The organism is Lacipirellulaceae bacterium, assembly GCA_040218535.1.
Lineage (GTDB): Bacteria > Planctomycetota > Planctomycetia > Pirellulales > Lacipirellulaceae > Adhaeretor.
Window position 1 is genome coordinate 571,798 of the sequence record JAVJRG010000005.1, and the last position, 21,724, is coordinate 593,521.

Sequence of the window (21,724 nt, forward strand, 5' to 3'; positions counted from 1 at the left end):
TTCGTGAAGTTCGTGTCATTCGTTGACAAAACTCACGGGTGCCCAGCTCGCTCTCAATGGTGTATTTTGGGTGCTTTGCAGCGTCTCTTAAACATACACAATTCCCGTAGAAATAACATGAACGCCCAAGAAGCCCTTGCCGCCGCTGAGCAAGCCGTCGCAGACGAAAAGCTGACCGCTAGTGCCCTTGAAAACCTCAAGTGCTGGCTCACGGAGTCGCGGTATGCGGACTATGTCGATTCAATTTGCCAGCACGTGGCGGACGAGAAGTGGCAGAAGCTGGACGATGTGTTTTGGACCGTCATCCCGTTTGGCACGGGTGGTCGGCGGGGAACGATGTATGAGTTCGGCAGCAATGCGATTAACGAGCGGACCATTGGTGAGAGTGCCCAAGGGCTGGCGAACTACACAAAGGAGCATAATGAAGGTGGTGAACTTTCTTGTGCCATCGCCTACGATACGCGGCATCGGTCGGTGGAGTTTTCCAAGCTCTGCGCGGAAGTGATGGTCGCGGCGGGGTTCAAGGTCTATTACCTCCAGGGGCACCGCAGCACGCCGGAGTTGTCGTTCCTCGTGCGTTACAAAAACTGCTCGTGCGGCATCATGGTCACGGCAAGTCACAACCCGCCGAGTGACAATGCAGTGAAGGCGTACTGGTCAACCGGCGGACAGTTGCTGCCGCCGCATGACAAGGGCGTGATTGACAAAGTGATGAACGTGGAAACGATCGAGCGGACACCGTTTGACGAAGCGGTTGCCGCGGGCAAGATCGATATCTGCCAGGACGAAGTAGACGAGGCGTATATCTCAGCGGTTCTGAAACAGTCGACCGACGGACCGCGGGATTTGAAAGTCGTCTATTCGCCACTGCACGGCGTTGGAGCGACGGCGGTTTGCCCGGTGCTGGAGCGAGCCGGCTTTCAGGACGTGGAAGTCTACGGCCCGCACGCCGAGCCGAGCGGCGATTTCCCCAACGTCCCGGGGCATGTTTCTAATCCGGAGCGGCCCGTGGTTTTCGATGAGATCGTCGAGCATTGCAAACAGGTCGGTGCCGATCTGGCCGTGGCGAGCGATCCTGATTGTGACCGGATTGGTTGCTCAGCACCGCTCACCACAGCAGAAGATTCGGACTGGGATATTCTCACGGGTAATCAGATCGGGGCGTTGCTTGCCGACTACTGTTTGGAAGTTCGCAAGGCGGCGGGAACTTTGACGCCGGAGAATTTCAACATCATCACTCTCGTCACGACGCAACTCACGAGACGAATAGGCGACAGCTACGGTGTAAAGACCGTGGACAACCTGCTGGTCGGCTTCAAGTGGATTGCTGGAGCGATTGATGCCGGGGGAGCGGACAATTACGTCCTCGGCACCGAAGAGTCCTACGGCTACATGGCCGGCACGCACGTTCGCGATAAGGACGGCGGCGTCGCGGCGTTGCTACTCTGCGAACTCGCGGCCAAGCTCAAAGCTGAAGGCAAGACGCTTCATGAAAAACTGGAAGACCTCTTCTGGCAGCACGGTGCCCACGCGGAACGAACCGTCAGCGTGATGATGCCCGGCAGTGAAGGGATGGATCGCATGAAGGAGGTGATGGCCAGCTTCCGAAGCGCCCCGCCGGAATCGATTGGCGGAAACCAAGTGGCTCAGATTCGCGATTACCTGAATCAGACAGTCACCGTCAGCGGCGAAGAGCCTAAGCCCTTGGAAGGCCCGCACGGAGACTTGGTGATTCTCGACCTCGCTCTCGAAGGCAACTACATTGCCATCCGCCCCAGCGGCACCGAGCCGAAGATCAAGCTCTACATGTTCGCCTGGGAACCCGCGGAGCAACTCGCTCACATGGGGCGGACACGGGAAGAGTTGGAAGAGCGGCTGGATTCGTTTGAGAAAGACCTGCGTGGGTTTGCTGGGGTCTAGCGTAGTTTTTTGAACACGGATCGCACGGATGACACGGATTTTGTTTGATCCAATGCAGTGATCCGTGAAATCCTTGTCCCGACGCGTCGGGATGTTCAAAACTCCGGCCCACCTTCTCTGAATGGTCGGACACGCCTAGGATGAATGGCATGTCGGATGAGGATGATCAGTTGCCGGAGAGTGAGCCTGTGCAGACGCAAGGAGAGTTCTTTCTCCTCGCGGCTGAAAAGGTGCGTACGAAGTTTCCCGATACGCCGGGTGTCTATCTGTTCCTCGACCAAAAGGGCAGGGTGCTCTATGTCGGGAAGGCGAAGAATCTGAAGGCCCGGGCGAGCAGCTATTTTCTGAAGGCAGCGGCTGAGGATCAGCGGACCGAGCAGCTCGTCAAGGAAGCTTACGACATCGACTTCATGGATGCCGAGAGCGAGGTCGACGCGCTGCTGATGGAAGCACGGCTGGTGAAGGACGTACAGCCGAAGTTCAATCGGGAACTGCGTGACGACAAGAGTTTTCCCTACTTGCAGATCACGACGCACGAGGATTTCCCGCGGGTAGAGATCACCCGTGAACCGCGAACCACGGGGGCTAAGCTCTACGGGCCGTTTGCTAACGTGGGGCAGCTTCGTGGGGCGGTGCAAGTATTGCAGCGCGTTTTTCAGTTCCGGAACTGTTCGCTCGACATTGAGGATGGCGACGAGAAGTGGCGGTGGTTTCGGCCTTGCTTGTTAGCTTCGATTAAGCAGTGTACAGCACCCTGCAACTTACGTATTAGCAAGGAAGAGTACCGGAAGGACATCGCCCGGCTAAAAAAGTTTCTCGACGGCAATCGGAAGTCGTTGCTCAAAGAAATGGTCGCCGAAATGGAGGAGGCGTCAAAGAACCTCCGCTTCGAGCAAGCTGCCCGGCTGCGGGACGAGATCAAGATGCTCGAGTCGATCCACGACAGAGGCGATCTTGAGAAGCATGAACAGCCGGAAGTGTTTTACGTTGATCCAAAGAAGGGGCTGGCCGGCCTGCAGAAGATATTCAAATTGCCCGAAACGCCGCGGACGATTGAAGGCGTCGACATCGCGCACCTCGGCGGCACGGAAACCGTCGCGAGCCTCGTTCAGTTCATCGACGGGTTGCCGTTTAAGCCGGGCTATCGCCGGTTCCGCATTCGCGAAGTCCAGGGCATCGACGACTACGCGAGCATCCACGAAGTGGTCAGCCGCAGGTTCAAGCGTTTAAGTGACGAGGGTGATGTGTTCCCCGACATCCTGCTGATCGACGGCGGCAAGGGGCAACTCGGCAAAGCAATCCAGGCGTTCGAAGCCCAGGGCATGACGCCGCCGTTGTTACTGTCGCTGGCGAAGAAGGAAGAACTGGTCTACCGCATGGGCGAGCCGGAGCCAGTCAAGATCAGCCGTCATGCGTTTGCGTTGCGTTTGCTGCAATACGTGCGGGATGAATCGCACCGGTTTGCGCAGCACTATCATCACTTGCTGAGGCGGAAGAAGACATTGGGGGAGAAGTAGTTGGCAGAGCCAGTGGCACCCGGCGTCCTTCGGAATCGCCGCAGCGGTCATCGCAAGTCAGGAATCAGCTGCAACGCATCTCCGGCGACATTTCGGAACAGGCTGAAGTGTCGCTGATCGACGGTGAACACAGTGTCGATCGATTCGCGAGCCGCTAAGTGGGCAAGGCAGGCATCGGCTAGATCGATTTGTTGGTCGCGATACTTGGCGAGGACTCCGCCAACCTCGGTGATTTCGCCGACATCAATGTCGAGCACTTCGTAGACGCCGTCGTGAATCATTTCTAAGAACCGATCTACTAGATCAGGTCTTGAGCGTAGCAGGTAACAGGCTTCCGTAATGACGGGCCAACAAGTTAGCACGATGTCAGGTAGATTCGATGCCGTGTGCGCACACTGATTGTGGTGTTGATCCTTGGAATCAAGAATCGCCACAATAGGGCCTGTGTCAATCAGTATCCGCTGGGGCACGCGATTCTCCGAAGCCTTTCATGTGGTCAGGGTTTGTGCTGAGATCCCCGGGGCCTTCCATCGCCCCTATCAACCCATACTCTTTCATAGCATCGTACAAACTTCGTCCCTCACGTGGTTCCCGGCGTGGGCGAGCGACACGTGAGAATAACTCCGCAAGCAGTTCCGCAGCGGAACGGCCTGTTTCTTTCGCACGCTTCGCCAGCAACTCACGCTGCTCTTTCGTGAGTTCGATTTTATCTGGGTTCTCTGCCATGGTCGTCACCTCTTGCAAGCATGTTACCGCAAGTCTGATTCGAGTTCCAATTCTGGTTGGCTTAATTGCTCCTCTGTGACGGCTAAGCCGCGAGCGGGAGGCGGTCTTCGAGAAGCGATTGGCGTTCGTTCGCACCTGTGAAGCGTCGCAGGGCAATTGCCGCTAGGTGGCCGCCGAAGGCGATGCTGGTTTTCATCGCGTGTTCGAGCGGACGTTTCCGACCGACGAGGGGAATGCAATCGAGGTCGCATTCGGGGTCGGGGGTGGTGAGGTTCATCGTGGGTGGGGCGTAGCCGTCGCGGAGGGCGAGGATTGTGAGGGCCGTTTCGACCGCGCCGGCGGCGTTCACTAAGTGGCCGAGGACGGCTTTTGTAGAGCTGACGCAGAGGTCGCCGACTTGGTTGTCAAACGCATTGCGGATGCCGCGGCTTTCCATCACGTCATTCTGCTTGGTGCCGGTGCCGTGGGCGTTAATGTAGCCGATGTCACTCGGGGCGAGCCGCGACTTGCGGAGGGTTTCCCTGAGCAAGTGCGTGAAAGTGGTGCTGTCGGTGCTGAGGTCGGTCACATGATGGGCATCGCCGCAGAGGGCGCCGCCAGTGATTTCGGCATAGATTTGCGCGCCGCGATTGATGGCGTCCGTCTTGCGCTCGAGAACCATCATCGCGGAGCCCTCTCCCATGACGAAGCCTGAGCGGTTGGCATCGAACGGACGGCAAGCTTGGCTGGGATCGTCGTGCTTGGCAAGCACGCGCATCTTATCAAAGCCGGCAGCGAGCAAGGGGTGAATCGCTTGAGCGCCGCCGGCAAGGATCTTATCGCACTGGCCATCCTGAATGGCACGCGCTCCTTGTAGCACGGCAACGGTTCCACTGGCGCAGGCGGTGGAGTTGCACAGACGTGGGCCACGGAAGTCGAAATGCTGGCCGACCGTGTAGGCAGTCGTGTTTGGAAGAAGTTGCCGCCACCAAAGGTTCGGGCTTGCTTCGATGGGTGTGCCAACACGGGTCGCTTCGTTGAGCGGCATGTCGCCCGTGTTGACGGCAACGGATGAGCCGAAGCGTTCGCGGTCGATTTCCAACAGATTCAACCCGCTATCGTCGAGTGCCTCGTGGGCGGCTTGCAGGGCGAAGGGGACGTTGCGTTGTTCGGGCGTATTTGCCGGCGTGCTTTCGACGACTGCTCCGAGAAGTCGTCCCGGTTCGATGCCCGGAAAGTCTGTCAGCGGCTTGATTCCGCTTTGGCCATTGCAGACGGCCCGCCAAGTGGCCTCGCGGGTCTCGCCCGCGGCGGTGACCATGCCGATTCCTGTGATGACGATCGAATCGTCCATTTGCTTCCCGTGTTTTCTTTGCTGACGCGTGGTGGGCGAGTTTCGACCGCTCTGGAGAGGGCCGTGCGATTGGAATAATTAGGAGATTTCGCCAGATGCCGCCAGTTCGGTTTCACGATTAAGAGAATAGGCAGGCGGCTGGGGATTGAGGATCAGAAATGCAGTGCTATCATTTTTGTGTGGGTAATAGGCCCATATAAATTTTTGATAGATAAAATTTGTGGGAAAAACGCCCAATTTACTCCACGGAGGGGTTCACCGTCGGCGGAATGTCGTCATATTTAGGTTCATCACATGGCAACACTTGCCCAAGACAACTATTCGGAACTGTTTCCGGAGCTGTTTGTAGGTGAGTGGAGCCGTTCGCTGGATGAGCGTTACCGTGTTTCGCTTCCCGTTGATTGGGCGGAGGCGATTTCAAGCGACGCAAGCGAATGCACCTTGGCGAAAGAACGGCCTGGGTGCGTGAGTGTCTGGCGAAGTGAGGATTGGCAGCACTGGCTCGCCGAGGGGCTCGAGCTTGTGCTAGGAAAAATCAAGAGTGGGCGACTCGCCCGTCAAGGAGACGAAGTGCAGATGCTGGGCCGTTTGTTATCGACCCGGCATAAAACGATCCCCATCACCGGACGAGGAAGAATATCGATCCCCGACAGCTTTCGTGAGTTCCTGGGAGTTGAGCCAGGAGGCACGCTGTTGGTCGTTGGAGCGGCCACCTGCATCGAGCTGTGGCGCCCTGAGGCCTGGGGAAATCATATTGGAGAACACATGCCTGGCTTCCGCGAGTTGTTTGAGCAACTCGCCAGCTAGATCACCAGGATTCTATGGAGCTATACCACGCCCAGTCGGCAAGTTGAATTTTATTTAGCCTTTTCATTTACCCGATTCGTTGTCACCGGATCCGGAAATGCAAGTCGCTTACGGAAGGGCTAACCTTGGCTACGGATGCCAAACAGAAGTGACCGACTGGGTGTGGTGTTTTCTTTCTGCTCCGCGAAATGTGGCGTCTCTCGCGACTCTTTTTTTGAACCACAGAGGATACCGAGGTTCATAGAGAAATGTATTTCCTTCTTTCTTACGGATACCACTCAGTTCCCCACTCTAAGCAGACAGTCGGTTTTAATTGAAATCGAAGTGGCAGCAGGCAAGGCTCACGGAATGTGATAACCATTGCTTCGACGCCCTCGCCTGTGGTGAGTTCCATACTTTGAACCCAACGAAGTTTCAGTTGGCCAGCGGGTAATTCGTGAAGCCACCACCGAAGCAACACTTCACATTCAAGCTTCCAGATTTCACAACGAACCCTACACGTCTCTCGTTGGGAATCAAAGAGAACCAGCCCTTCATCCTGATTCTTAGGATCACATTCAAAGAAAGACAGCAATTCCCAATCTTTCGGAAACGGTTCAATCATGCCTCCGTGTTCTCCGTGCCCTCTGTGGTTCAAATCCTACTCGGTCACAATTGGCGAGGGCTTTTCCGGTGTCGGTGAAGCGTCCGGCGTGCTGATGAAGGCCATGCGGAGTTGGTGGAGGAGGTCGCGGAGGGTGGTCTCTTGCTGCTCATCCAGGTTGCCTTTGGTTTTCTCTTGGATGACTTCGAGCATGTCGATCGCGTAGCGGGCTTGCTCTTTGCTCGGGTGCGGTTGGCCGGTGGCGGGGTGGGGGATTTGGCCCATGCCGACCATTGCTTCGGTCATGAAGATACTGACCAGCATTTCGAAGGAGGCCTCGGGGAACATGCCGGCCCCGGCGGCGGGGTCGCCCTCGCTCTCGGTTGCTTGTTTCTCAGCGGCTTCCTTCTCTGCGGTGACTTGGGATTTCCAATCCTCGTCGATGATGATTTTCTTCTTTTCTGGGTTTTGGCCCGCGGGTTGTTCAGCTTCCGACATTGCTTTGCTCCTCTTTGGTAGCCTGTGCCTGCTTTGATTGGCTGCGGCGATTTTGCCGATGCTCGACCGCCGCTCCGACAAACCCGGCAAATAGCGGCTGGGCTTTGGTCGGTTTCGACTTGAATTCAGGATGGTATTGTACGGCAACGAACCAAGGATGGTCGGGCACTTCAACGATTTCAACGAGCGAGTTATCTGGGCTCGTACCGGCAATCCGTAAACCGTTCGCTTCGAAGCGCTGGCGGTACTGGTTGTTGAACTCGTAGCGATGACGGTGCCGTTCTTCGATCTCGGTGGTGCCGTAGCACTTGGCAGCGTGGCTTTCGGGGTCGAGCTTCGCAGGCATCGCGCCTAGCCGCATCGTGCCGCCCTTGTCGGTGACGTTCCGCTGATCGTCGAGGAGGCAGATGACTGGTTCGCGGGTTTGGTTGTGGAACTCCGTGGAGTGGGCATCCTCGATGCCGCAGACATTGCGGGCGAACTCGACGACGGCGCACTGCATGCCAAGGCAAATGCCGAAGAACGGAATGCCGCGTTCACGAGCGAAGCGGATCGCTTGGACCTTGCCTTCGATGCCCCGTTCGCCGAAACCTCCTGGGACGAGGATGCCGTCGTAGCCGGAGAGCAATCGTTCGGCCCCTTCGGATTCCACTTCTTCGCTTTGAATCCTGGCGACACGAATCTGAGCGGCGTGGGCCATGCCCGCGTGGTCGATGGCTTCGTAGATCGACTTGTAGGCGTCACGATGCTCAGCGTATTTGCCGACGACGGCGATGCTGATCTCGTGCTGGGGGTTGCGGAGCGTGCTGAGCAGATCGTGCCAGGGGGTGAGATCGGGCTCGGGGGTTTTCAGTTGTAGCTTCTGGCAAATCAGCCGGTCGAGTCCGTGGTCAACGAGGCTAATGGGTACTTCGTAAATCGAGAAGTCTTTGTCCTTCTCTTCGATCACTGCGTCGTAGGAAATGTTACAGAAGAGAGCGATCTTTTCGCGGTCTTCACGGCTGATCGAATGCTCGCATCGGCAAATGAGAATGTCGGGTTGGATACCGATCTCGCGAAGCTGGCCGACGGAGTGCTGTGTTGGCTTCGTTTTTAGTTCGCGAGCCGCTTTCAAGTACGGCACGAGCGTCAAGTGAATATAGAGACAATTCTCTTTGCCCACGTCGAGCGCGAACTGACGAATCGCTTCCAAGAACGGCAGGCTTTCGATATCGCCGACCGTACCACCGATTTCGGTGATGACGACATCCGCGCCGTCATCGCCCCCTTCACTATCAGAGCCGCCGGCTAAGCGTTTGATGACCGATTTGATCTCGTTAGTGATGTGCGGGATGACCTGAACGGTCTTGCCGAGGAACTCCCCGCGGCGTTCTTTGTTAATGACTGACTGATAAATTTGGCCGGTCGTGTAGTTGGAATCGCGCGTTAGCGGTGAGTTGGTGAAGCGTTCGTAGTGGCCGAGGTCGAGGTCTGTCTCGCTGCCGTCGTCGAGGACGTACACCTCGCCATGCTGATAGGGGCTCATCGTGCCGGGGTCGACATTGATGTACGGGTCGAGCTTCTGCATCCGCACTTTGAGGCCGCGACGTTCGAGCACCATGCCGATCGAAGCACTGGTGAGGCCCTTGCCGAGCGAGCTGACGACGCCGCCGGTCACGAAAATATGCTTTGCCATGAGATGCCTGTGGGTAATCCGTTGCCAGGAGTGAGAAATGCCACAGGGATTGTATTGTAGGTGAATTTGGGGTTGAGCGGTAGTGTCAGAAACGCCAGCGCACTGCAACCTAGCCCGCGGCGCAAGCCTCGGGTTCTGTAGCGGAGTTGCTGAACTTCCGAACCCGAGGCTTGCGCCAGGGCTAGGGGTTATCCATAAGGGAGGCGATAACACAAGGCTTTCGTCTCACCGATACATCTGCCCGTGCCCCTCCGCTTCAAACGCATTCTTCAGGTGCGTGATTTCCGGTTGGGCAGACTCTTTGGGCCAGATGACCTCAATGACATCAAAGCGGCTTGGTGTTTCGAGCAGGCCGTGGCCTTTTTGGAAGGCGAGAGCGGCGCGTGTCATTCGCGAGCGGCGGGTGAGATCGACCGCCTCAGCAGGGCGGCCTTGGTCGGCGCGGCGACGGGTTTTGACTTCGATGAAAACGAGCGTCCGCCCGACCTTCTTCGTACCTTCGACTGCGATGATGTCGATCTCGCCGAAGCGGATTCGCTCGCGCGTGGCGACGATTTTGTAGCCTTGCTTGCGGAGATACTTGGCGGCAGCTCGTTCGCCCCTCTGTCCTAAGGAAAGATGGCCTCCGAGAGATACGGGGCGTGTGCGTTTGGAAAGCCATTCGCGAATGGAGCTGAGAATCATCACACGCTTATTCTACGTGCATCGAAAGTAGCCCGCGAGCTACGTCTCGCGCGGAGACCCTCAGGAAAGGCTCCGCGCGACGCATAGGTCGCGGGCTAGCGAGGCTTGTTTTCGTCAGGCCGAGCTTACTTCGCACGCTCGACGCGGCGTTCCTTGAGGCGGACGGCCTTGCCTTGACGCTCGCGGAGGTAGTAGAGCTTCGCACGTCGGGTCACGGCACTGCGTTTGACCTCAATGTGGTCGATACGGGGCGAGTTCACGGGGAACTTCCGCTCGACACCTTGGCCCGCCACGATGCGGCGGACGGTGAACATCTCTTTCGAGCCCGAACCGTTGCGGGCGATCACGACGCCGGAGAAGACCTGAATGCGTTCCTTCTCGCCTTCGAGAATCTTCGTGTGGACATCGACGGTGTCGCCAATCTCGAACTGCGGGCGTTTTTCTTTCATGCTCGCTTGTTCGACAGATTTGAGAATTTCGGATTTGTTCATGGCTTAGGCCCTTCGTTTCGGATTCTTTTTTGGTTGTTTAGGCCGTTGCAACAAACGTGACCGGGCCGTTGTTCGAGGGCTGTCAGCTCTCAGCCGTCAGCTCTCAGCTACTTGTTGGATGATTTTAGTTGGCGGTTAATGCTCTTTCTCGAAAGCTGATAGCCGATGGCTGACAGCTGATAGCTACTCGTCGAGAAGATCAGGCCGTCTCTGCTTGGTTCTCTCTAAACTATTCTCTTCCCGCCATTTGGCTATTTTTTCGTGGTCGCCGCTGAGTAGTACCTCGGGGACTTCGTGGCCTCGGTATTCTCTTGGGCGGGTGTATTGGGCGTATTCGAGGAGGCGGTTTCCGGTGGAGAATGAATCGTAACGGTTACTGTCTTCGTCGCCCAGGACGCCGGGGACGAGTCTCACGACCGCGTCGACCAGCACCATCGCGGCGACCTCGCCGCCGTTGACGATGAAGTCTCCTAGGGAAATCTCCTCGGGTTCTAAAATGTCACAAATGCGTTGATCGAAGCCCTCGTACCGCCCGCAGAGCAGGATGAGCCGCTCTTGCGTGGCGAGGCGTTCGACGACGCGTTGGTTTAACTTCTCTCCGCCGGGAGTCAGCATCACGACTTTGCCAGCCGTGGGCGTCAACTCTCGGACGGATTCAACTGCTTCAACAATTGGTCCCACTTGCAGGACCATGCCGGCTCCGCCTCCGAAGGGGCGATCGTCGACTTTGTGGTGCTTTGTGTCGCTCGACCAGTCGCGGATATTGTGCAACTGGATGTCGACCAGGCCGTTTTCGATCGCTAGGTTCAACAGGCTCTGGCTCAGGTACCCGGGGAACATCTCGGGGAAGAGCGTGAGGATGTCGAAACGCATAGTTGCACGGCATGGTGACGGCTAAGCCGACGAGCGGCTCATTAGGTCGGACACTACTCAGCGGGTTTCTCTTCCTCTGCGGGAGCTTCTTCGGTTGTTTCCTCGGCTGCGGCCTCTTCAGCAGGAGCTTCCGCTGCGGCTTCTTCACCACCCTCGGCAGCAGCTTCCTCAGCCGGAGCCTCCGCTTCAGCAGCGGCAGCTTCTTCCGCGGCCTTCGCCTCTTCGGCAGCTTTTGCTTCTTCTGCCTTCTTGGCTTCCTCAGCGGCTTTGCGATCGCGCTCAACGGTGACCGGTTCGCCAGCGTCGGGGACGGTCTTCGGGGCGGCGTGCTTTTCGCGGGCCGCAGTGTAGGCTTCGGTATGCGTCCCGTTGGTGCCGTACTTCTTGATCAGCGTACCGACGCGGTCGCTCGGCTGGGCACCGACGCTTAGCCAGTAGTCGATCCGCTCGTTGTTGAGCGTCGCCCGGGCGTCGGTGTCGGCGATTTGGGGGTCGTAGGTGCCGAGCTCTTCGAGCACTCGCCCATCACGGGGGGCTCGCTTGTCGATGGCACAAATTCGAAAAAACGGTCGATGGGTCCGGCCCATCTTCTTCATGCGGATACGTACCGCCACGGCGCTACTCCTATTTCTAACTGGTCCTAGCCGATAATTCTGTGGGAACATCCCACGTGTTGGTCGGACAACCCCGGTGAAGGGGCGCAAGCCCAGCATTGTGGCAGATTTAGGGGCGGGTTGGCAAGTGCCGGACGGGTGAAAATTTGGGGGCTACGGGAACCGAAAGGGGCTTCAGAACGACCTCCGCTCTGCACTCTTCTATTGGTTTTGTCTCTTTTCAGTTTGCGAGGTATAATGGGGTGCGTGATAGCTCAATTCCGAGATCGAGGGACGGAGGATGTTTTTAATGGGCTAGCGTCGAGAGCGGCAGCGAAAACCTGTCCGAAACAGCTTTGGGGTGTCGCACGCAGGAAACTTGACCAGATCAACCGAGTCAGCGATCTGCGTGATCTGGCCATTCCTCCTGGTAACAAATTGAAGCCCTTACGTGGGGATCGCCGAGGTCAGCACAGTATTCGCATTAACGATCAGTTCCGCATTTGCTTTCGTTGGGAGAGGGGAGACGCTTATGAAGTCGAAATCACCGACTACCACTGAAGAAGCCGCTCAAGCAAAACTCGTTGAGCGCCGACTCCCCAGCAACCGTCCGCCGACGCATCCTGGGGAGATGCTCAACGAAGAATTCTTGAAGCCGTTGGGGATTTCTCAATCGGCACTTGCCCGACGTCTCGAAATCTCGTTCCCGCGGGTGAATGAAATCATCCATGCCAAGCGGAGCGTCACCCCTGACACGGCCCTTCGCCTAGCACAGGTGCTAGGGATGCCGGCTGACTTTTGGTTGGGACTGCAATCCGACTGGGATTTGTGGCACGCCATGAGAAGCGAAGCGACGAAGGAAATATGCAAGCTGGAGCCGGTTCGTCGCTCGTAGGCAACTACGCTTTCAGGGTCTAAAGAGGCCGTGCTTCTTGTGAACCGTGGCGGAAATTCAGGATGCGAGCCACGCGATTTGACTCGTCGACAGTGAAGAGGAACAGGCAACTTCCGACGAGAAGCATACGGATCTCCAGTTCTTCGAACTCGTTCTCAGGAGCCAACGGGCAGCGGTTGGGGAGCTTTTCGAGGGAGAAGATTTTCTCCAGCGCCCGTTCCCACCAGCGGATGCCGTTATCCTCGGAGCCTGTTTGCTCGGCGAGGTAGTCGAGATGCTTTTCGACGCCCGCTAGCGTCTCGTCAGAAATGGTCACCCGGTAGGTCTTCATTGGGGTGACGGCAGTCCGCGCTTCTTAGCCAGATCGATGAGTGCTTGCCGGGCGTCGTGTTCCGCGCCGGCTTTCATCCGCTCATTGATGCTCACGCACTCAGCGGCACTTTCACGCAACTGTTTAACGCTCATTCCTCCGCGGGGATCGAAAGTCGCTACCTCAACCAGCGCGTCAATGTAGGAAGGCACATCGGGGTAGCCGGTTGCGGCGGCTAGCTGAGAGAGCTTCTCGAACTGGGCGTCTGGGAGTTGGAGGTTGTGCATAAATTCATTATGGCGTGTGACGGTGGGGTGTCAAAGACGAAGAACCGGCAACTAAAACGGTATGTCATCCGTTGGCGGTATCAACTCGGCAGCTACTGGTTCGGCTTCTTTGCGTTGGGCACTGTCAGTAATCGCACGCAAAAACTTCACAGCCGCACATACGTTATTGAATATCAATAGACTCTCGTGATAGGTCAGTAGTTGGTTGTCGTGAGCGAATGATCTGTTGTTTCTCACGTGATTGAATGACTCGAAAATCGAGATCGTTGATTTCAGTATTCTTTCCGCCATGTCAGATTCTATCAGCCCTTCAGAGCGGAGGTGCTTTACATACTCGCCGAAAACAGCGTGCAGGGCTTTCTTAGGGTTCGCGTCGATTCCAGCTTCAACGCACAGTTTTCTGATGTACTTGATCAGGAATGTGTGAAGGCGATCTAGGCCTTCTTCTGTCTTGTGTTTCTCTACCGACTCGCGAACTGATTCTGCGAGCGCTTCAAACGCTCTGTCATCTGACACAGCCTTGATAGCATCGATCTCCGGGACAGGAGACTCATCAAGCAATCGCTGAGCAATAGCCTTGCACTCGTCAATGTCGTTTGTATCAACGGCATGGTTTGACATGGTGGCCAATTCAATCATTGCATCGATTGAGTTTGCTACAACATGGTTTGGTTCTATCTTCCAAAATGCACGAAGCCTTTTTGCCTTAGACGTTCCGTTCTCGTAGTACTTCTGATCATCAATGTCGACACGGGCTGCTTCGACCATGAATTGCTGGAAAGTAAAATCAGTGAAATCAAGGACGTACCCACCTGCCATACGAAATAAGTCCTCAAGCTTCTTTCTCTCGATAAAGGTTAAATTAGACATGTTATGCCACCCGTTCGGGCAATGATTGAGCAATTGAGCTTCGGGATACGCTGCTCAATCCTTGGGTTCGCGCTATGCTGCGAGTTGAATCACCCCCCACGCTTCCGCCTCCGCGCCTCCTTCGCCCGAGCCTTACGCGCGGCCGCCTTCTCCTTCGGGGTCATCCGTTTTCCAGTACTTTGCTTCTTCTTGGTGATCGTCCCCCCGCTCACGGCGGCGGCTTGCATTTCGCGGGCCATTTTCATGCGTTCGCGGACGCCTTTGCCGGCCATGGCGGTCATCATTTGGGCCATCGCGTCGAACTGTTTCACCAGGTCGTTGACTTCGTTGGGCTGCACGCCGGAGCCCTCGGCGATGCGGCGGCGGCGGCTTTGGTCGATCACTTTACTTGGGTTGCGTTTCTCCTCGGCGGTCATCGCGTCGATGATGCCGAATAGGCGTTTCATGTCTTTCTCCGGGTCGATGTCGCCCATGGCGTCCATCATGCCGCCCATGCCGGGGATCATGCCCATCACTTTTTGTAGCGGGCCGAGCTTGGTGATTTGGCCGAGCTGCTTGCGGAAGTCGTCGAGCGTGAACTCGCCCTTGCGCATCCGCTCTTCCTGCTTGGCCATCTCGTCCTGATCGAATTCGCGTTGGGCTTTTTCGACCAGCGAGAGAATATCGCCCTGCCCGAGGATGCGGCCTGCCATGCGATCGGGGTGGAACTCCTCGAGCGCGTCGAGGTGTTCGCCCGTGCCGATGAACTTGATCGGCACCCCGGTGACTTGCTTCACCGAGAGCGCTGCCCCGCCGCGGGCGTCGCCATCGAGCTTGGTCATGACGACGCCGTCGAGCTCGAGCGCTTCGTTAAACGCCTTGGCACTGTTGACGGCGTCTTGCCCCGTCATACCGTCGACGACCAGCAGCGCCTGGTCAGGACCGCACTGGCGGTCGATGTTGGTGAGCTGGCTCATCAGCTCGTCGTCCACGTGCAAACGACCGGCGGTATCGAGAATTACAACGTCGACTTCTAGTTTCTTTGCTTCCTTGACCGCGGCGTTGCAGACCTTCACGGGGTCTTTGTTGGTGCGGTCGGAATAGACGTCGATGCCGAGTTGCTCACCCAGCACGTGCAACTGGTCGATTGCCGCGGGGCGTTGGAGGTCGGCGGCCACCAGCAGCGGCTTGCGGCCTGACTCTTTGAGCATCCGTCCGAGCTTGCCGCAGGTGGTGGTTTTTCCCGAGCCCTGCAAGCCGCACATCATGAGGACGGTCACTTCGCCCTTGCCTTTGAGGTGGAGCGAGTGATCGACCGGGCCCATGAGGTCGATGAGGGCCTGGTGGACGATGCCGACGACCTGCTCGTCCGGGTTGAGCGACTTGAGGACCTTCTCGCCGACCGCTTCCTCGGTGACCCGCTTCATGAACGCGCGGACGACCTCGAAGGAGACGTCCGCTTCGAGGAGCGACTTCTCGACGAGCTTCAGCCCGTCGCGCATGTTCTTCTCGGAGAGCTTTCCTTTGCCGCGGAGGGTCTTGAAGGCACTGCCTAGTCCGTCTTGTAGTCCTTCGAACATGCTGAGCTACTCGTTTGTTTCTGCTGGAGTATTTGGGACAAAAAAGTGATTGTATCGGAAAGTTAGGGGTAGCAGCAATCGTCGGGCTGGGGTTCGAAGTCTCGCGGGGAGGCGTAGAGAGATTTGATTTAGCCGCTGATGAACGCTGATAAACGCAGATGGGGTCAACTTGTTCATTACTATTCCGGGTAGAGAGTATTGTTTTAGTCCTCAAGGCAGCCAACAGTTCCCAGAATCAAATCCGCGTTTATCGGCGTTTATCTGCGGCTTGCTAATAGTCACTCTGCGTCTCCGTGTCTCTGCGCGGGACCTATTCGGTAGAACCCAACCAGTCGTCATAAAGCGTCCGGGTTTGCGGCTGATCGCAGGGAGTGTCGTTCTGGAGAAGGGTGCGAGTTGGACAGCTACGCGGGGGTGACGCATGTTTTGCTTGGAGAGTCTCTTTAATCCTTGGATAAGTCCCCAAACTCGGTTGCTGTGATGACGACACCACTCATGGATCCCTCGCTGGTTGCAGGAAGTGTTCTCGCTGACGAAGCGTCTGGCATTGTTCCTCCCTCGACGCCTAACGGCGAAGACGCAAGCGGGGGGACGCCGAGTTCGCTGAAAGGCTTTTTGCCTGCGGAGCCGGCGTCGCTCGAAGATTGCGGTCTGACGGGGCCAGATGTTGAGAATCTGTTGCTTCGTCTACTGCTGTTTCGTGGAACGGCGACCAGTTGGGCGGCGACCGAGAACTGCGGGCTGCCTCGGCCTTTGGTCCTCGAAGCGTTTGAACGCTTGCGTGCGGAACTGCTGGTTTCGATTAAAGGGTCTTCAGGGCTGGAGGACTATGTCTTTCAGTTGACCGAAGCGGGGCACGATCACGCGCGGCGGCTGTCGGAGCAATGCACCTACGCAGGTGTTGCGCCGGTTTCGCTGGAGGCTTACATTGACTCCGTCGAACAACAGTCGCTGAAGCATAGCAAAATCACACTAGCTGATTTGAAGGAAACCCTCCACGAGTTGAAGCTGACAGGCGCATTGCTTAGTCAGCTCGGCCAAGCGATTAACGATGGTCGCGGCTTGTTCCTCTATGGCCCTCCAGGAAATGGTAAGACGAGCGTTTCCGAACGCGTTGTTAGCAGCTTTGGGGAGTACGTGTGGATACCTCACACGGTAACGATTGATGGCGAGTTGGTGCGCCTCTACGATCCACGGAGCCACGTGGCCGTTGACGAAGCGGAAGTGAAAGAACTGCTTGGTGAGTTTGCTTGGGACCGTCGTTGGATCTTGATTCAACGTCCGACGATTGTTGTCGGTGGCGAACTGACGATGGCGCAGCTTGAGTTGCAATACAATCCTTCGACAGGCATCTGCGAAGCGCCCGTGCAGATGCGAGCGAATTGCGGAGCGTTGGTGATTGACGACTTCGGTCGTCAACGGATGCCGGCCTCAGAGATGCTCAATCGGCTGATTGTGCCCATGGAAAAGCACTACGACTTCTTGAACATGGCCAGCGGGCGGCAGGTGAGTACGCCATTCGAGATGCTGCTGGTGTTCAGCACAAACCTTGAGCCGGGCCAGTTAGTCGACGAAGCTTTCTTACGGCGGATTCCTTACAAGATTGAAGTGGCAAGCCCCAGCGAGGAACAGTTCACCGAGCTGTTCTTGCAGTTAGCACGCAGCAATGAATGCACGTGTAATCCGCAGGTGGTTGAATACCTGATCGAACGCCACTTCCGCACGAAGAACCGGCCACTGCGGTATTGCCACCCTCGGGATCTCTTAAGGCAAATTACGAATCTTTGTGATTTCACGGGGGTTCAGAAAGAGGTTTCGCGCGACACGGTGGATGTGGCGGTGCATAACTATTTTGCTGGGCTGTAGTCCGAGGTTGCTGTAAGCCTAGTGACGGCTAAGCCGCAAGCGGTTGGGTTAGCGCTTTGCGAATGTTCGCGCTTGCTTGGCGATTTCAACGCCGACGTCGGCGTTCCAGGCTTCGAGGAGTGCTTGGTAGCCTGCCCCGACTTCGCCTGAGCCAACCGGCTTGCCGTTTAGCCGTACCACGGGAAGCAAACACACCGAAGTGCTGGCGAAGTAGATTTCGTCAGCGTGGGTAAGTTCTTCTGGGGTGATGTCTGCTTGCTCGCAGGAAACGCCCAGTTGCGCTGCGACTTCAAACACGGCTTGTTGGCTGATTCCTGGAAGGACGAATTCGTGCCTCGGGGTGACAAGCCCGCGATCTTTGAAGTAGGCGATCACGTTGGCAGTCGACCCCTCACCAATGTTGCCGTTCTGATCGAGGAGGATCGCTCTAGCCCCTGGCGTTTTCGCATGAGCTTCGCGATCAGCCAGGTAGTAATGTATGCGGCTGCGGCATTTGAGTTCCGTGGGCCACGTGTTGCCGGGCGTTTGGCGTGTGTCGACGATTTCAGCGGCGATTCCTGTTTCGTAATGCTCTGCCCAAGTCGCGAAGGGAAGGGGATTACCGTGGACGCAGACATTGGGTTTGCTGCCGTCGAACGATTTTCCCGGTGTGATGAACGCAGCCAGTGACCAATCGTCGCCCGGTTGCATCGCAACTGAGTTCTTTTCGACAAAGTGGTTGAGGGCAGACTCGACCTCTTTCGCGAGCGTCGGATTCCAGCCGACGATTTCGAGCGAGCGTCGCAACCGATGCATGTGCTCATCCCTACGATACGGTTCGTGATTGAACGTACGAAGACGCTCGACCACCGTGACGCCCATGAGAAAGCCGAGATCATCGAGCGCGATGCTCAGTGAGCTTTGGGGAACCCAATCGCCATTCCAGTAAGCCGTGACGTCGTGCATGGTTACTATTGTAACCTGTTCTGAGCCGAGAGGCGTTAGCTCTCCGGTCTGCTTGCGAGCGTGCAACCCGACGGCTTACGCCTGACGGCTCGGAGCTGTTAGGAACGCGAGTCCCGTTGGTACTCAGCGACGGCGGTATTTGCTGGCATACGTTTGGCGACGACCTGGTCGCGGAGCGAGCCAATCTGCGGCGCGGCTGCCAGATACTTGTGCAGCGAGTGATCGCGTCCCACGCCGCTGGTGGCATCGAGCGAGCGGAACTTGCCGTGGATCTTCGTTAGCGAGCGAGCCGCGATGCCCGCATAGCCGAGCGCAGTGGCACCACGGTCGCCAACGCCGAGGGCGTAGAACTTCATGGCGGGGTCGTGGCGATTGTTAACGAGCGTGAGGCTGTCAATCATTTTTCCGGCACGACCGTGGTAGCCCCGCGGGGTGAGCCAATTCTGGTGAACGGCACCGGCAATCAGCACGGTAGGAATTGTAGGGCGGCTGGGGTGTTCGCGGTGCGTGAGTTTTAGCCCGCTCAAGCTGCCACCAGCCAGAAGATGCAACGTGCCTGTGGTCACGCGAGCCCCGTAGCTATAACCAACGATGCCCACGGGAGTATTCGCGGGCAACTGATCGATAACCCAAGCGAGTTGCCACGCGACCGGACGACAGCGTGCCGCTTTCACTTGGTAGTCCTTTAATTGGCCGCGAATTTGTTCTGATGGCCAAGACCAAATAATGAACCGCAGTTGCGACACTGGGTTTCTACGAGCGAGTTTCTCGTAAACCTGCAAGCCGTGTGGCTTGTCGATGCCACTAGGGATGCGATTGCCGTGGACGTAGACGACCGTAGGTGTTGCGTCGTTAGCGATGGCGCTCCAAGGCGCGGTTTTCCAAACCAGTTTGCCACTGGAGTTGCGAAAGAGTTGTTCGCAATGTACTCCCGAACGCATGGCCCCGGCGCTGCACTTCGTGCCGATGCCTCGTGTACTCACGAGGAATATTTGATCCTGTGCGGATGCCTGTCGCGCACCGCTTACGCAGAGCAATAGCAACAGCAGCAACCGCCAAGGGTTGGATGGGGTGGGTGACTTCATGTCTCGCGGGAGAATGGACGTGAACTTATTCGACGTACATGCTTACCGCTTCGTGCGGTATGCAGAACTTTGGCCCGACTCCGAGATTTGATTTATGGCGGGCTATGGAAACGTAGCACGCAAATTGCAGGTGTGCGGTTAGGTTTTCAAAAAAATCCGAGATGTACGATTCAGTTGCTCGCGTTGTGTGCTTCTATTGGCTGTTGCGAAAAGAAATCACTAAAAAAATTCTGCGTTGCGTTTGCACATCATTTCTTGTGAGGTACGTTTGAATGCCCTCGATTGCGCTGTCCCCATCCTGAAGCAGTGCCTTTGGGGTCCCCCCATTGGCTGAGAGGCTTGTGCAACGAAGCACGGTTCGTCTCAGCTCCCTCCCCAAGCGAAGCGTGCGTCCCTGCTGGTTTCCCTGACCGGCACGTTCGCACTCCGTAGGAGTACGGATCATGAGGAAAGCACTAGCATTCTTGTTGTTGGCTGCGGTTACCGCTGGTAACGCAGGTTGTACGAGTTGTGTTGGAAAAGTACGCAGTCTGTTCCGTCGTGGCGCCCCGTGCGGCACAACGACCGTGGCTCCTGCTCAACTTGGTGCGCCTCTGGTGATGCAGGCGCCTCCCATGATGCAGGCCCCGCCGATCGTTCAAGCGGCCCCCATCGGGGCGGCTCCGGTTTGCGTTCCTTGTCAGCCCATGTGCTGCGAGCCGTGCGGCGACGTATGCGGTTCCTGCGGCGACTGTGGCTGTGGTTGCGGACAGGGCTGGATTAGCGGATCCAGCGGCTACTTCGGCGGTTATGTGGGCGGTGGCGACGCGAGCTGTGCGGAATGCAACAGCGGCGTGGTTTACGACGGTGCTCCTTACGAAGGCCAAGTGATCGAGGGAGGCGTGGTTGATCGGGACTACTCGGGAAGTTCCTCATCGCCGAGTCCTAGCGGAAGTGGTAGTCGCGAAGACGATCCGCGACCTTCGAATCGTCGAGGCTACTAAGAAGAGCACCTGTCGCGTCGCAAGCGAAGCGGCAAATGGTAGAACTGAAAATCGTTACGAGCCGTCTTGCCGTGCCATCCTGAACACGGTCGGGCGGCTTTTTTTGCGCCCTTTGAGTTTTAATCGCGCTTTTCCAAAGCGAAAGCGTTCGAGGTATGATGAACGTATTGGAACCGTGTTGAACGATGAGTGATGAATGATGAATGGTTGGAAGACGCTTCCGAAACTTTTTTACGCCACGTTGATCGCTTACGGCTTGGCCGTGAACATCGCGCAAGCACAGATCGCGGCTCCCGCTGACAACGAGGCTCCACTCGTTGAGTATGGCCAAACGGTCGAGTTCCAAATCAAAGTCGGGGTAACGGTCAAAGCCACTCGGGGCGCTGTGCAGAATATCTTCTCGACGGTCCCCGTGCCGATCAATTTTCCTGAACAGGAAGTGATCGTTGAGGAGGAAGACATCACCGCCGAGGTTGAAGACTGGCGGATTCGCGACGTGAAGGGTGGTGAGGCCAAGCAATTGGCTTTGAGTATTCCGCGTCTCAATTCCGGTGCTGAAGCGCGGGCGTTGTTGACCTATCGCGTTCGCACGAAGACCATTTCGCCGCCAGAGGAGACCGATCACTTTGCGATTCCTAAGAAGGTTGACCGCGACCAGCGGATTTACTTGGGTCGGAGTAAAAACATTGACGTGAATCATCGGAAGATTCGTGGTGCCGTGAAAGAGGCTCTCGCCGAATTGTCCAAAGAGGCGAGCGACTGGGATAAGGTCGAGGCGCTTTACGATTACGCCTTCGACAAGATCGAGTACGTCGAAGGTGAAAACATCTCTTCGGTCGAAGCGCTGAAACTTTGCAAAGGCGATTGCCAAGCGGTGAGCGTACTGTTCGTGGCCATGTGTCGCACTGAGAAAATCCCCGCGCGGATGGTTTGGGCGCATGAACATCAATACGCGGAGTTTTACCTTGAGGATGGCGAGGAGCGTGGTCAGTGGTTCCCCGTTGAATCCGCAGGGACGAAAGCCTTTGGCGAAATGCCCACGGCTCGCGTCATCATGCAGAAGGGCGATAACTTCCAAGTGCCTGAGAAGAAACGCGAGCGGCTGAACTACGCGACCGACTTCCTGATTGGCCTGCCAACGCCTGGTGGCGGTAAGCCGAAAGTGAAGTATTACCGACAATTATTCTAGGTAACTGTGGACTTTGGTTCGCCTTGCGTGCCGCG

22 protein-coding genes are annotated in these 21,724 nt (G+C 56.9%); 7 read left to right on the forward strand and 15 right to left on the reverse strand.

The window, feature by feature from the left end:
* Positions 1 to 117: 117 nt before the first annotated feature.
* Together RIB44_02545 and RIB44_02550 are read left to right on the forward strand one after the other, a co-directional pair.
* Positions 118 to 1,920, forward strand: coding sequence for a phospho-sugar mutase (locus RIB44_02545; protein ID MEQ8615451.1), 1,803 nt, complete (start codon positions 118 to 120; stop codon positions 1,918 to 1,920).
* 149 nt (positions 1,921 to 2,069) lie between these two features.
* A complete protein-coding gene (locus RIB44_02550; protein MEQ8615452.1) occupies positions 2,070 to 3,437 on the forward strand; it encodes an excinuclease ABC subunit UvrC in 1,368 nt (455 codons plus the stop codon).
* Positions 3,438 to 3,484: 47 nt separating this feature from the next.
* On the opposite strand, the gene RIB44_02555 is transcribed toward RIB44_02550, so the two are convergent.
* The 3 genes from RIB44_02555 to RIB44_02565 form a co-directional block, all read right to left on the reverse strand.
* Positions 3,485 to 3,907, reverse strand: coding sequence for a PIN domain-containing protein (locus RIB44_02555; GenBank protein ID MEQ8615453.1), 423 nt, complete (start codon positions 3,905 to 3,907; stop codon positions 3,485 to 3,487).
* The gene (locus RIB44_02560) at positions 3,885 to 4,163 is read right to left on the reverse strand and encodes a hypothetical protein (protein MEQ8615454.1); all 279 of its coding nucleotides are present in this window, start codon (positions 4,161 to 4,163) and stop codon (positions 3,885 to 3,887) included. The genes RIB44_02555 and RIB44_02560 overlap by 23 nt, the downstream gene beginning before the upstream one ends.
* Positions 4,164 to 4,245: 82 nt before the next feature.
* The gene (locus RIB44_02565) at positions 4,246 to 5,496 is read right to left on the reverse strand and encodes a beta-ketoacyl-[acyl-carrier-protein] synthase family protein (GenBank protein ID MEQ8615455.1); all 1,251 of its coding nucleotides are present in this window, start codon (positions 5,494 to 5,496) and stop codon (positions 4,246 to 4,248) included.
* A 294-nt stretch (positions 5,497 to 5,790) separates the two neighbouring features.
* Here RIB44_02565 and RIB44_02570 point away from each other — a divergent pair, with 294 nt between their 5' ends.
* Positions 5,791 to 6,303, forward strand: coding sequence for a division/cell wall cluster transcriptional repressor MraZ (locus tag RIB44_02570; protein ID MEQ8615456.1), 513 nt, complete (start codon positions 5,791 to 5,793; stop codon positions 6,301 to 6,303).
* A gap of 640 nt (positions 6,304 to 6,943) precedes the next feature.
* On the opposite strand, the gene RIB44_02575 is transcribed toward RIB44_02570, so the two are convergent.
* The 6 genes from RIB44_02575 to rpsP all read right to left on the reverse strand — a co-directional run bounded on the left by RIB44_02575 (position 6,944) and on the right by rpsP (position 11,721).
* Positions 6,944 to 7,384 (reverse strand): DUF1844 domain-containing protein, encoded by a 441-nt coding sequence (locus RIB44_02575; GenBank protein MEQ8615457.1) that lies wholly within the window; start codon positions 7,382 to 7,384, stop codon positions 6,944 to 6,946.
* Positions 7,371 to 9,059, reverse strand: coding sequence for a CTP synthase (locus tag RIB44_02580; GenBank protein MEQ8615458.1), 1,689 nt, complete (start codon positions 9,057 to 9,059; stop codon positions 7,371 to 7,373). The genes RIB44_02575 and RIB44_02580 overlap by 14 nt, the downstream gene beginning before the upstream one ends.
* Before the next feature lie 225 nt (positions 9,060 to 9,284).
* Positions 9,285 to 9,743 (reverse strand): YraN family protein, encoded by a 459-nt coding sequence (locus RIB44_02585; GenBank protein MEQ8615459.1) that lies wholly within the window; start codon positions 9,741 to 9,743, stop codon positions 9,285 to 9,287.
* Positions 9,744 to 9,868: 125 nt separating this feature from the next.
* A complete protein-coding gene (rplS, locus tag RIB44_02590; GenBank protein MEQ8615460.1) occupies positions 9,869 to 10,234 on the reverse strand; it encodes a 50S ribosomal protein L19 in 366 nt (121 codons plus the stop codon).
* Positions 10,235 to 10,417: 183 nt separating this feature from the next.
* Entirely contained in the window at positions 10,418 to 11,107 is a 690-nt protein-coding gene (gene trmD / locus RIB44_02595) for a tRNA (guanosine(37)-N1)-methyltransferase TrmD (protein MEQ8615461.1), read from the reverse strand.
* A gap of 53 nt (positions 11,108 to 11,160) precedes the next feature.
* Entirely contained in the window at positions 11,161 to 11,721 is a 561-nt protein-coding gene (gene rpsP / locus RIB44_02600; GenBank protein ID MEQ8615462.1) for a 30S ribosomal protein S16, read from the reverse strand.
* Positions 11,722 to 12,232: 511 nt separating this feature from the next.
* On the opposite strand from rpsP, the gene RIB44_02605 reads away from it, so the two are divergent.
* A complete protein-coding gene (locus RIB44_02605) occupies positions 12,233 to 12,595 on the forward strand; it encodes a HigA family addiction module antitoxin (GenBank protein ID MEQ8615463.1) in 363 nt (120 codons plus the stop codon).
* Between the two features lie 19 nt (positions 12,596 to 12,614).
* Here RIB44_02605 and RIB44_02610 read toward each other — a convergent pair whose 3' ends face one another.
* Genes RIB44_02610 through ffh form a run of 4 tightly spaced genes read right to left on the reverse strand, consistent with a single transcriptional unit; the run spans position 12,615 to position 15,621 of the window.
* Entirely contained in the window at positions 12,615 to 12,926 is a 312-nt protein-coding gene (locus RIB44_02610) for a hypothetical protein (protein ID MEQ8615464.1), read from the reverse strand.
* Positions 12,923 to 13,192, reverse strand: coding sequence for a hypothetical protein (locus RIB44_02615; GenBank protein ID MEQ8615465.1), 270 nt, complete (start codon positions 13,190 to 13,192; stop codon positions 12,923 to 12,925). Before RIB44_02615 ends, RIB44_02610 begins: the two co-directional genes overlap by 4 nt.
* A 51-nt stretch (positions 13,193 to 13,243) precedes the next feature.
* On the reverse strand, positions 13,244 to 14,095 hold the full coding sequence (locus RIB44_02620) for an abortive infection family protein (GenBank protein MEQ8615466.1): 852 nt from the start codon (positions 14,093 to 14,095) through the stop codon (positions 13,244 to 13,246).
* Between the two features lie 56 nt (positions 14,096 to 14,151).
* Entirely contained in the window at positions 14,152 to 15,621 is a 1,470-nt protein-coding gene (ffh, locus tag RIB44_02625) for a signal recognition particle protein (protein ID MEQ8615467.1), read from the reverse strand.
* A 480-nt stretch (positions 15,622 to 16,101) separates the two neighbouring features.
* Between ffh and RIB44_02630 the strand changes: the two genes are divergently transcribed.
* Positions 16,102 to 17,487, forward strand: coding sequence for an AAA family ATPase (locus RIB44_02630; protein ID MEQ8615468.1), 1,386 nt, complete (start codon positions 16,102 to 16,104; stop codon positions 17,485 to 17,487).
* A gap of 48 nt (positions 17,488 to 17,535) precedes the next feature.
* On the opposite strand, the gene RIB44_02635 is transcribed toward RIB44_02630, so the two are convergent.
* Both RIB44_02635 and RIB44_02640 read right to left on the reverse strand, forming a co-directional pair.
* Positions 17,536 to 18,432, reverse strand: coding sequence for an aminotransferase class IV (locus RIB44_02635; protein ID MEQ8615469.1), 897 nt, complete (start codon positions 18,430 to 18,432; stop codon positions 17,536 to 17,538).
* Between the two features lie 98 nt (positions 18,433 to 18,530).
* Complete coding sequence (locus RIB44_02640) at positions 18,531 to 19,517, reverse strand: hypothetical protein (GenBank protein MEQ8615470.1); 987 nt, start codon at positions 19,515 to 19,517, stop codon at positions 18,531 to 18,533.
* 443 nt (positions 19,518 to 19,960) lie between these two features.
* Between RIB44_02640 and RIB44_02645 the strand changes: the two genes are divergently transcribed.
* Positions 19,961 to 20,500, forward strand: a complete 540-nt coding sequence (locus tag RIB44_02645) for a hypothetical protein (protein ID MEQ8615471.1) — start codon at positions 19,961 to 19,963, stop codon at positions 20,498 to 20,500.
* A 199-nt stretch (positions 20,501 to 20,699) separates the two neighbouring features.
* Positions 20,700 to 21,689, forward strand: coding sequence for a transglutaminase-like domain-containing protein (locus RIB44_02650; protein MEQ8615472.1), 990 nt, complete (start codon positions 20,700 to 20,702; stop codon positions 21,687 to 21,689).
* Positions 21,690 to 21,724: the final 35 nt, after the last annotated feature.

Coding starts and splice junctions, on each gene's coding strand:
- RIB44_02580 (MEQ8615458.1), bottom strand. CDS start 9,059: ATGGCAAAGCATATTTTCGTGACCGGCGGCGTCGTCAGCTCGCTCGGC.
- ffh (MEQ8615467.1), bottom strand. CDS start 15,621: ATGTTCGAAGGACTACAAGACGGACTAGGCAGTGCCTTCAAGACCCTC.
- RIB44_02550 (MEQ8615452.1), top strand. CDS start 2,070: ATGTCGGATGAGGATGATCAGTTGCCGGAGAGTGAGCCTGTGCAGACG.
- RIB44_02605 (MEQ8615463.1), top strand. CDS start 12,233: ATGAAGTCGAAATCACCGACTACCACTGAAGAAGCCGCTCAAGCAAAA.
- RIB44_02565 (MEQ8615455.1), bottom strand. CDS start 5,496: ATGGACGATTCGATCGTCATCACAGGAATCGGCATGGTCACCGCCGCG.
- RIB44_02545 (MEQ8615451.1), top strand. CDS start 118: ATGAACGCCCAAGAAGCCCTTGCCGCCGCTGAGCAAGCCGTCGCAGAC.
- RIB44_02615 (MEQ8615465.1), bottom strand. CDS start 13,192: ATGCACAACCTCCAACTCCCAGACGCCCAGTTCGAGAAGCTCTCTCAG.
- RIB44_02575 (MEQ8615457.1), bottom strand. CDS start 7,384: ATGTCGGAAGCTGAACAACCCGCGGGCCAAAACCCAGAAAAGAAGAAA.
- RIB44_02630 (MEQ8615468.1), top strand. CDS start 16,102: ATGACGACACCACTCATGGATCCCTCGCTGGTTGCAGGAAGTGTTCTC.
- RIB44_02640 (MEQ8615470.1), bottom strand. CDS start 19,517: ATGAAGTCACCCACCCCATCCAACCCTTGGCGGTTGCTGCTGTTGCTA.
- RIB44_02635 (MEQ8615469.1), bottom strand. CDS start 18,432: ATGCACGACGTCACGGCTTACTGGAATGGCGATTGGGTTCCCCAAAGC.
- RIB44_02610 (MEQ8615464.1), bottom strand. CDS start 12,926: ATGAAGACCTACCGGGTGACCATTTCTGACGAGACGCTAGCGGGCGTC.
- RIB44_02585 (MEQ8615459.1), bottom strand. CDS start 9,743: ATGATTCTCAGCTCCATTCGCGAATGGCTTTCCAAACGCACACGCCCC.
- rplS (MEQ8615460.1), bottom strand. CDS start 10,234: ATGAACAAATCCGAAATTCTCAAATCTGTCGAACAAGCGAGCATGAAA.
- RIB44_02650 (MEQ8615472.1), top strand. CDS start 20,700: ATGAATGGTTGGAAGACGCTTCCGAAACTTTTTTACGCCACGTTGATC.
- RIB44_02570 (MEQ8615456.1), top strand. CDS start 5,791: ATGGCAACACTTGCCCAAGACAACTATTCGGAACTGTTTCCGGAGCTG.
- RIB44_02560 (MEQ8615454.1), bottom strand. CDS start 4,163: ATGGCAGAGAACCCAGATAAAATCGAACTCACGAAAGAGCAGCGTGAG.
- trmD (MEQ8615461.1), bottom strand. CDS start 11,107: ATGCGTTTCGACATCCTCACGCTCTTCCCCGAGATGTTCCCCGGGTAC.
- RIB44_02645 (MEQ8615471.1), top strand. CDS start 19,961: ATGAGGAAAGCACTAGCATTCTTGTTGTTGGCTGCGGTTACCGCTGGT.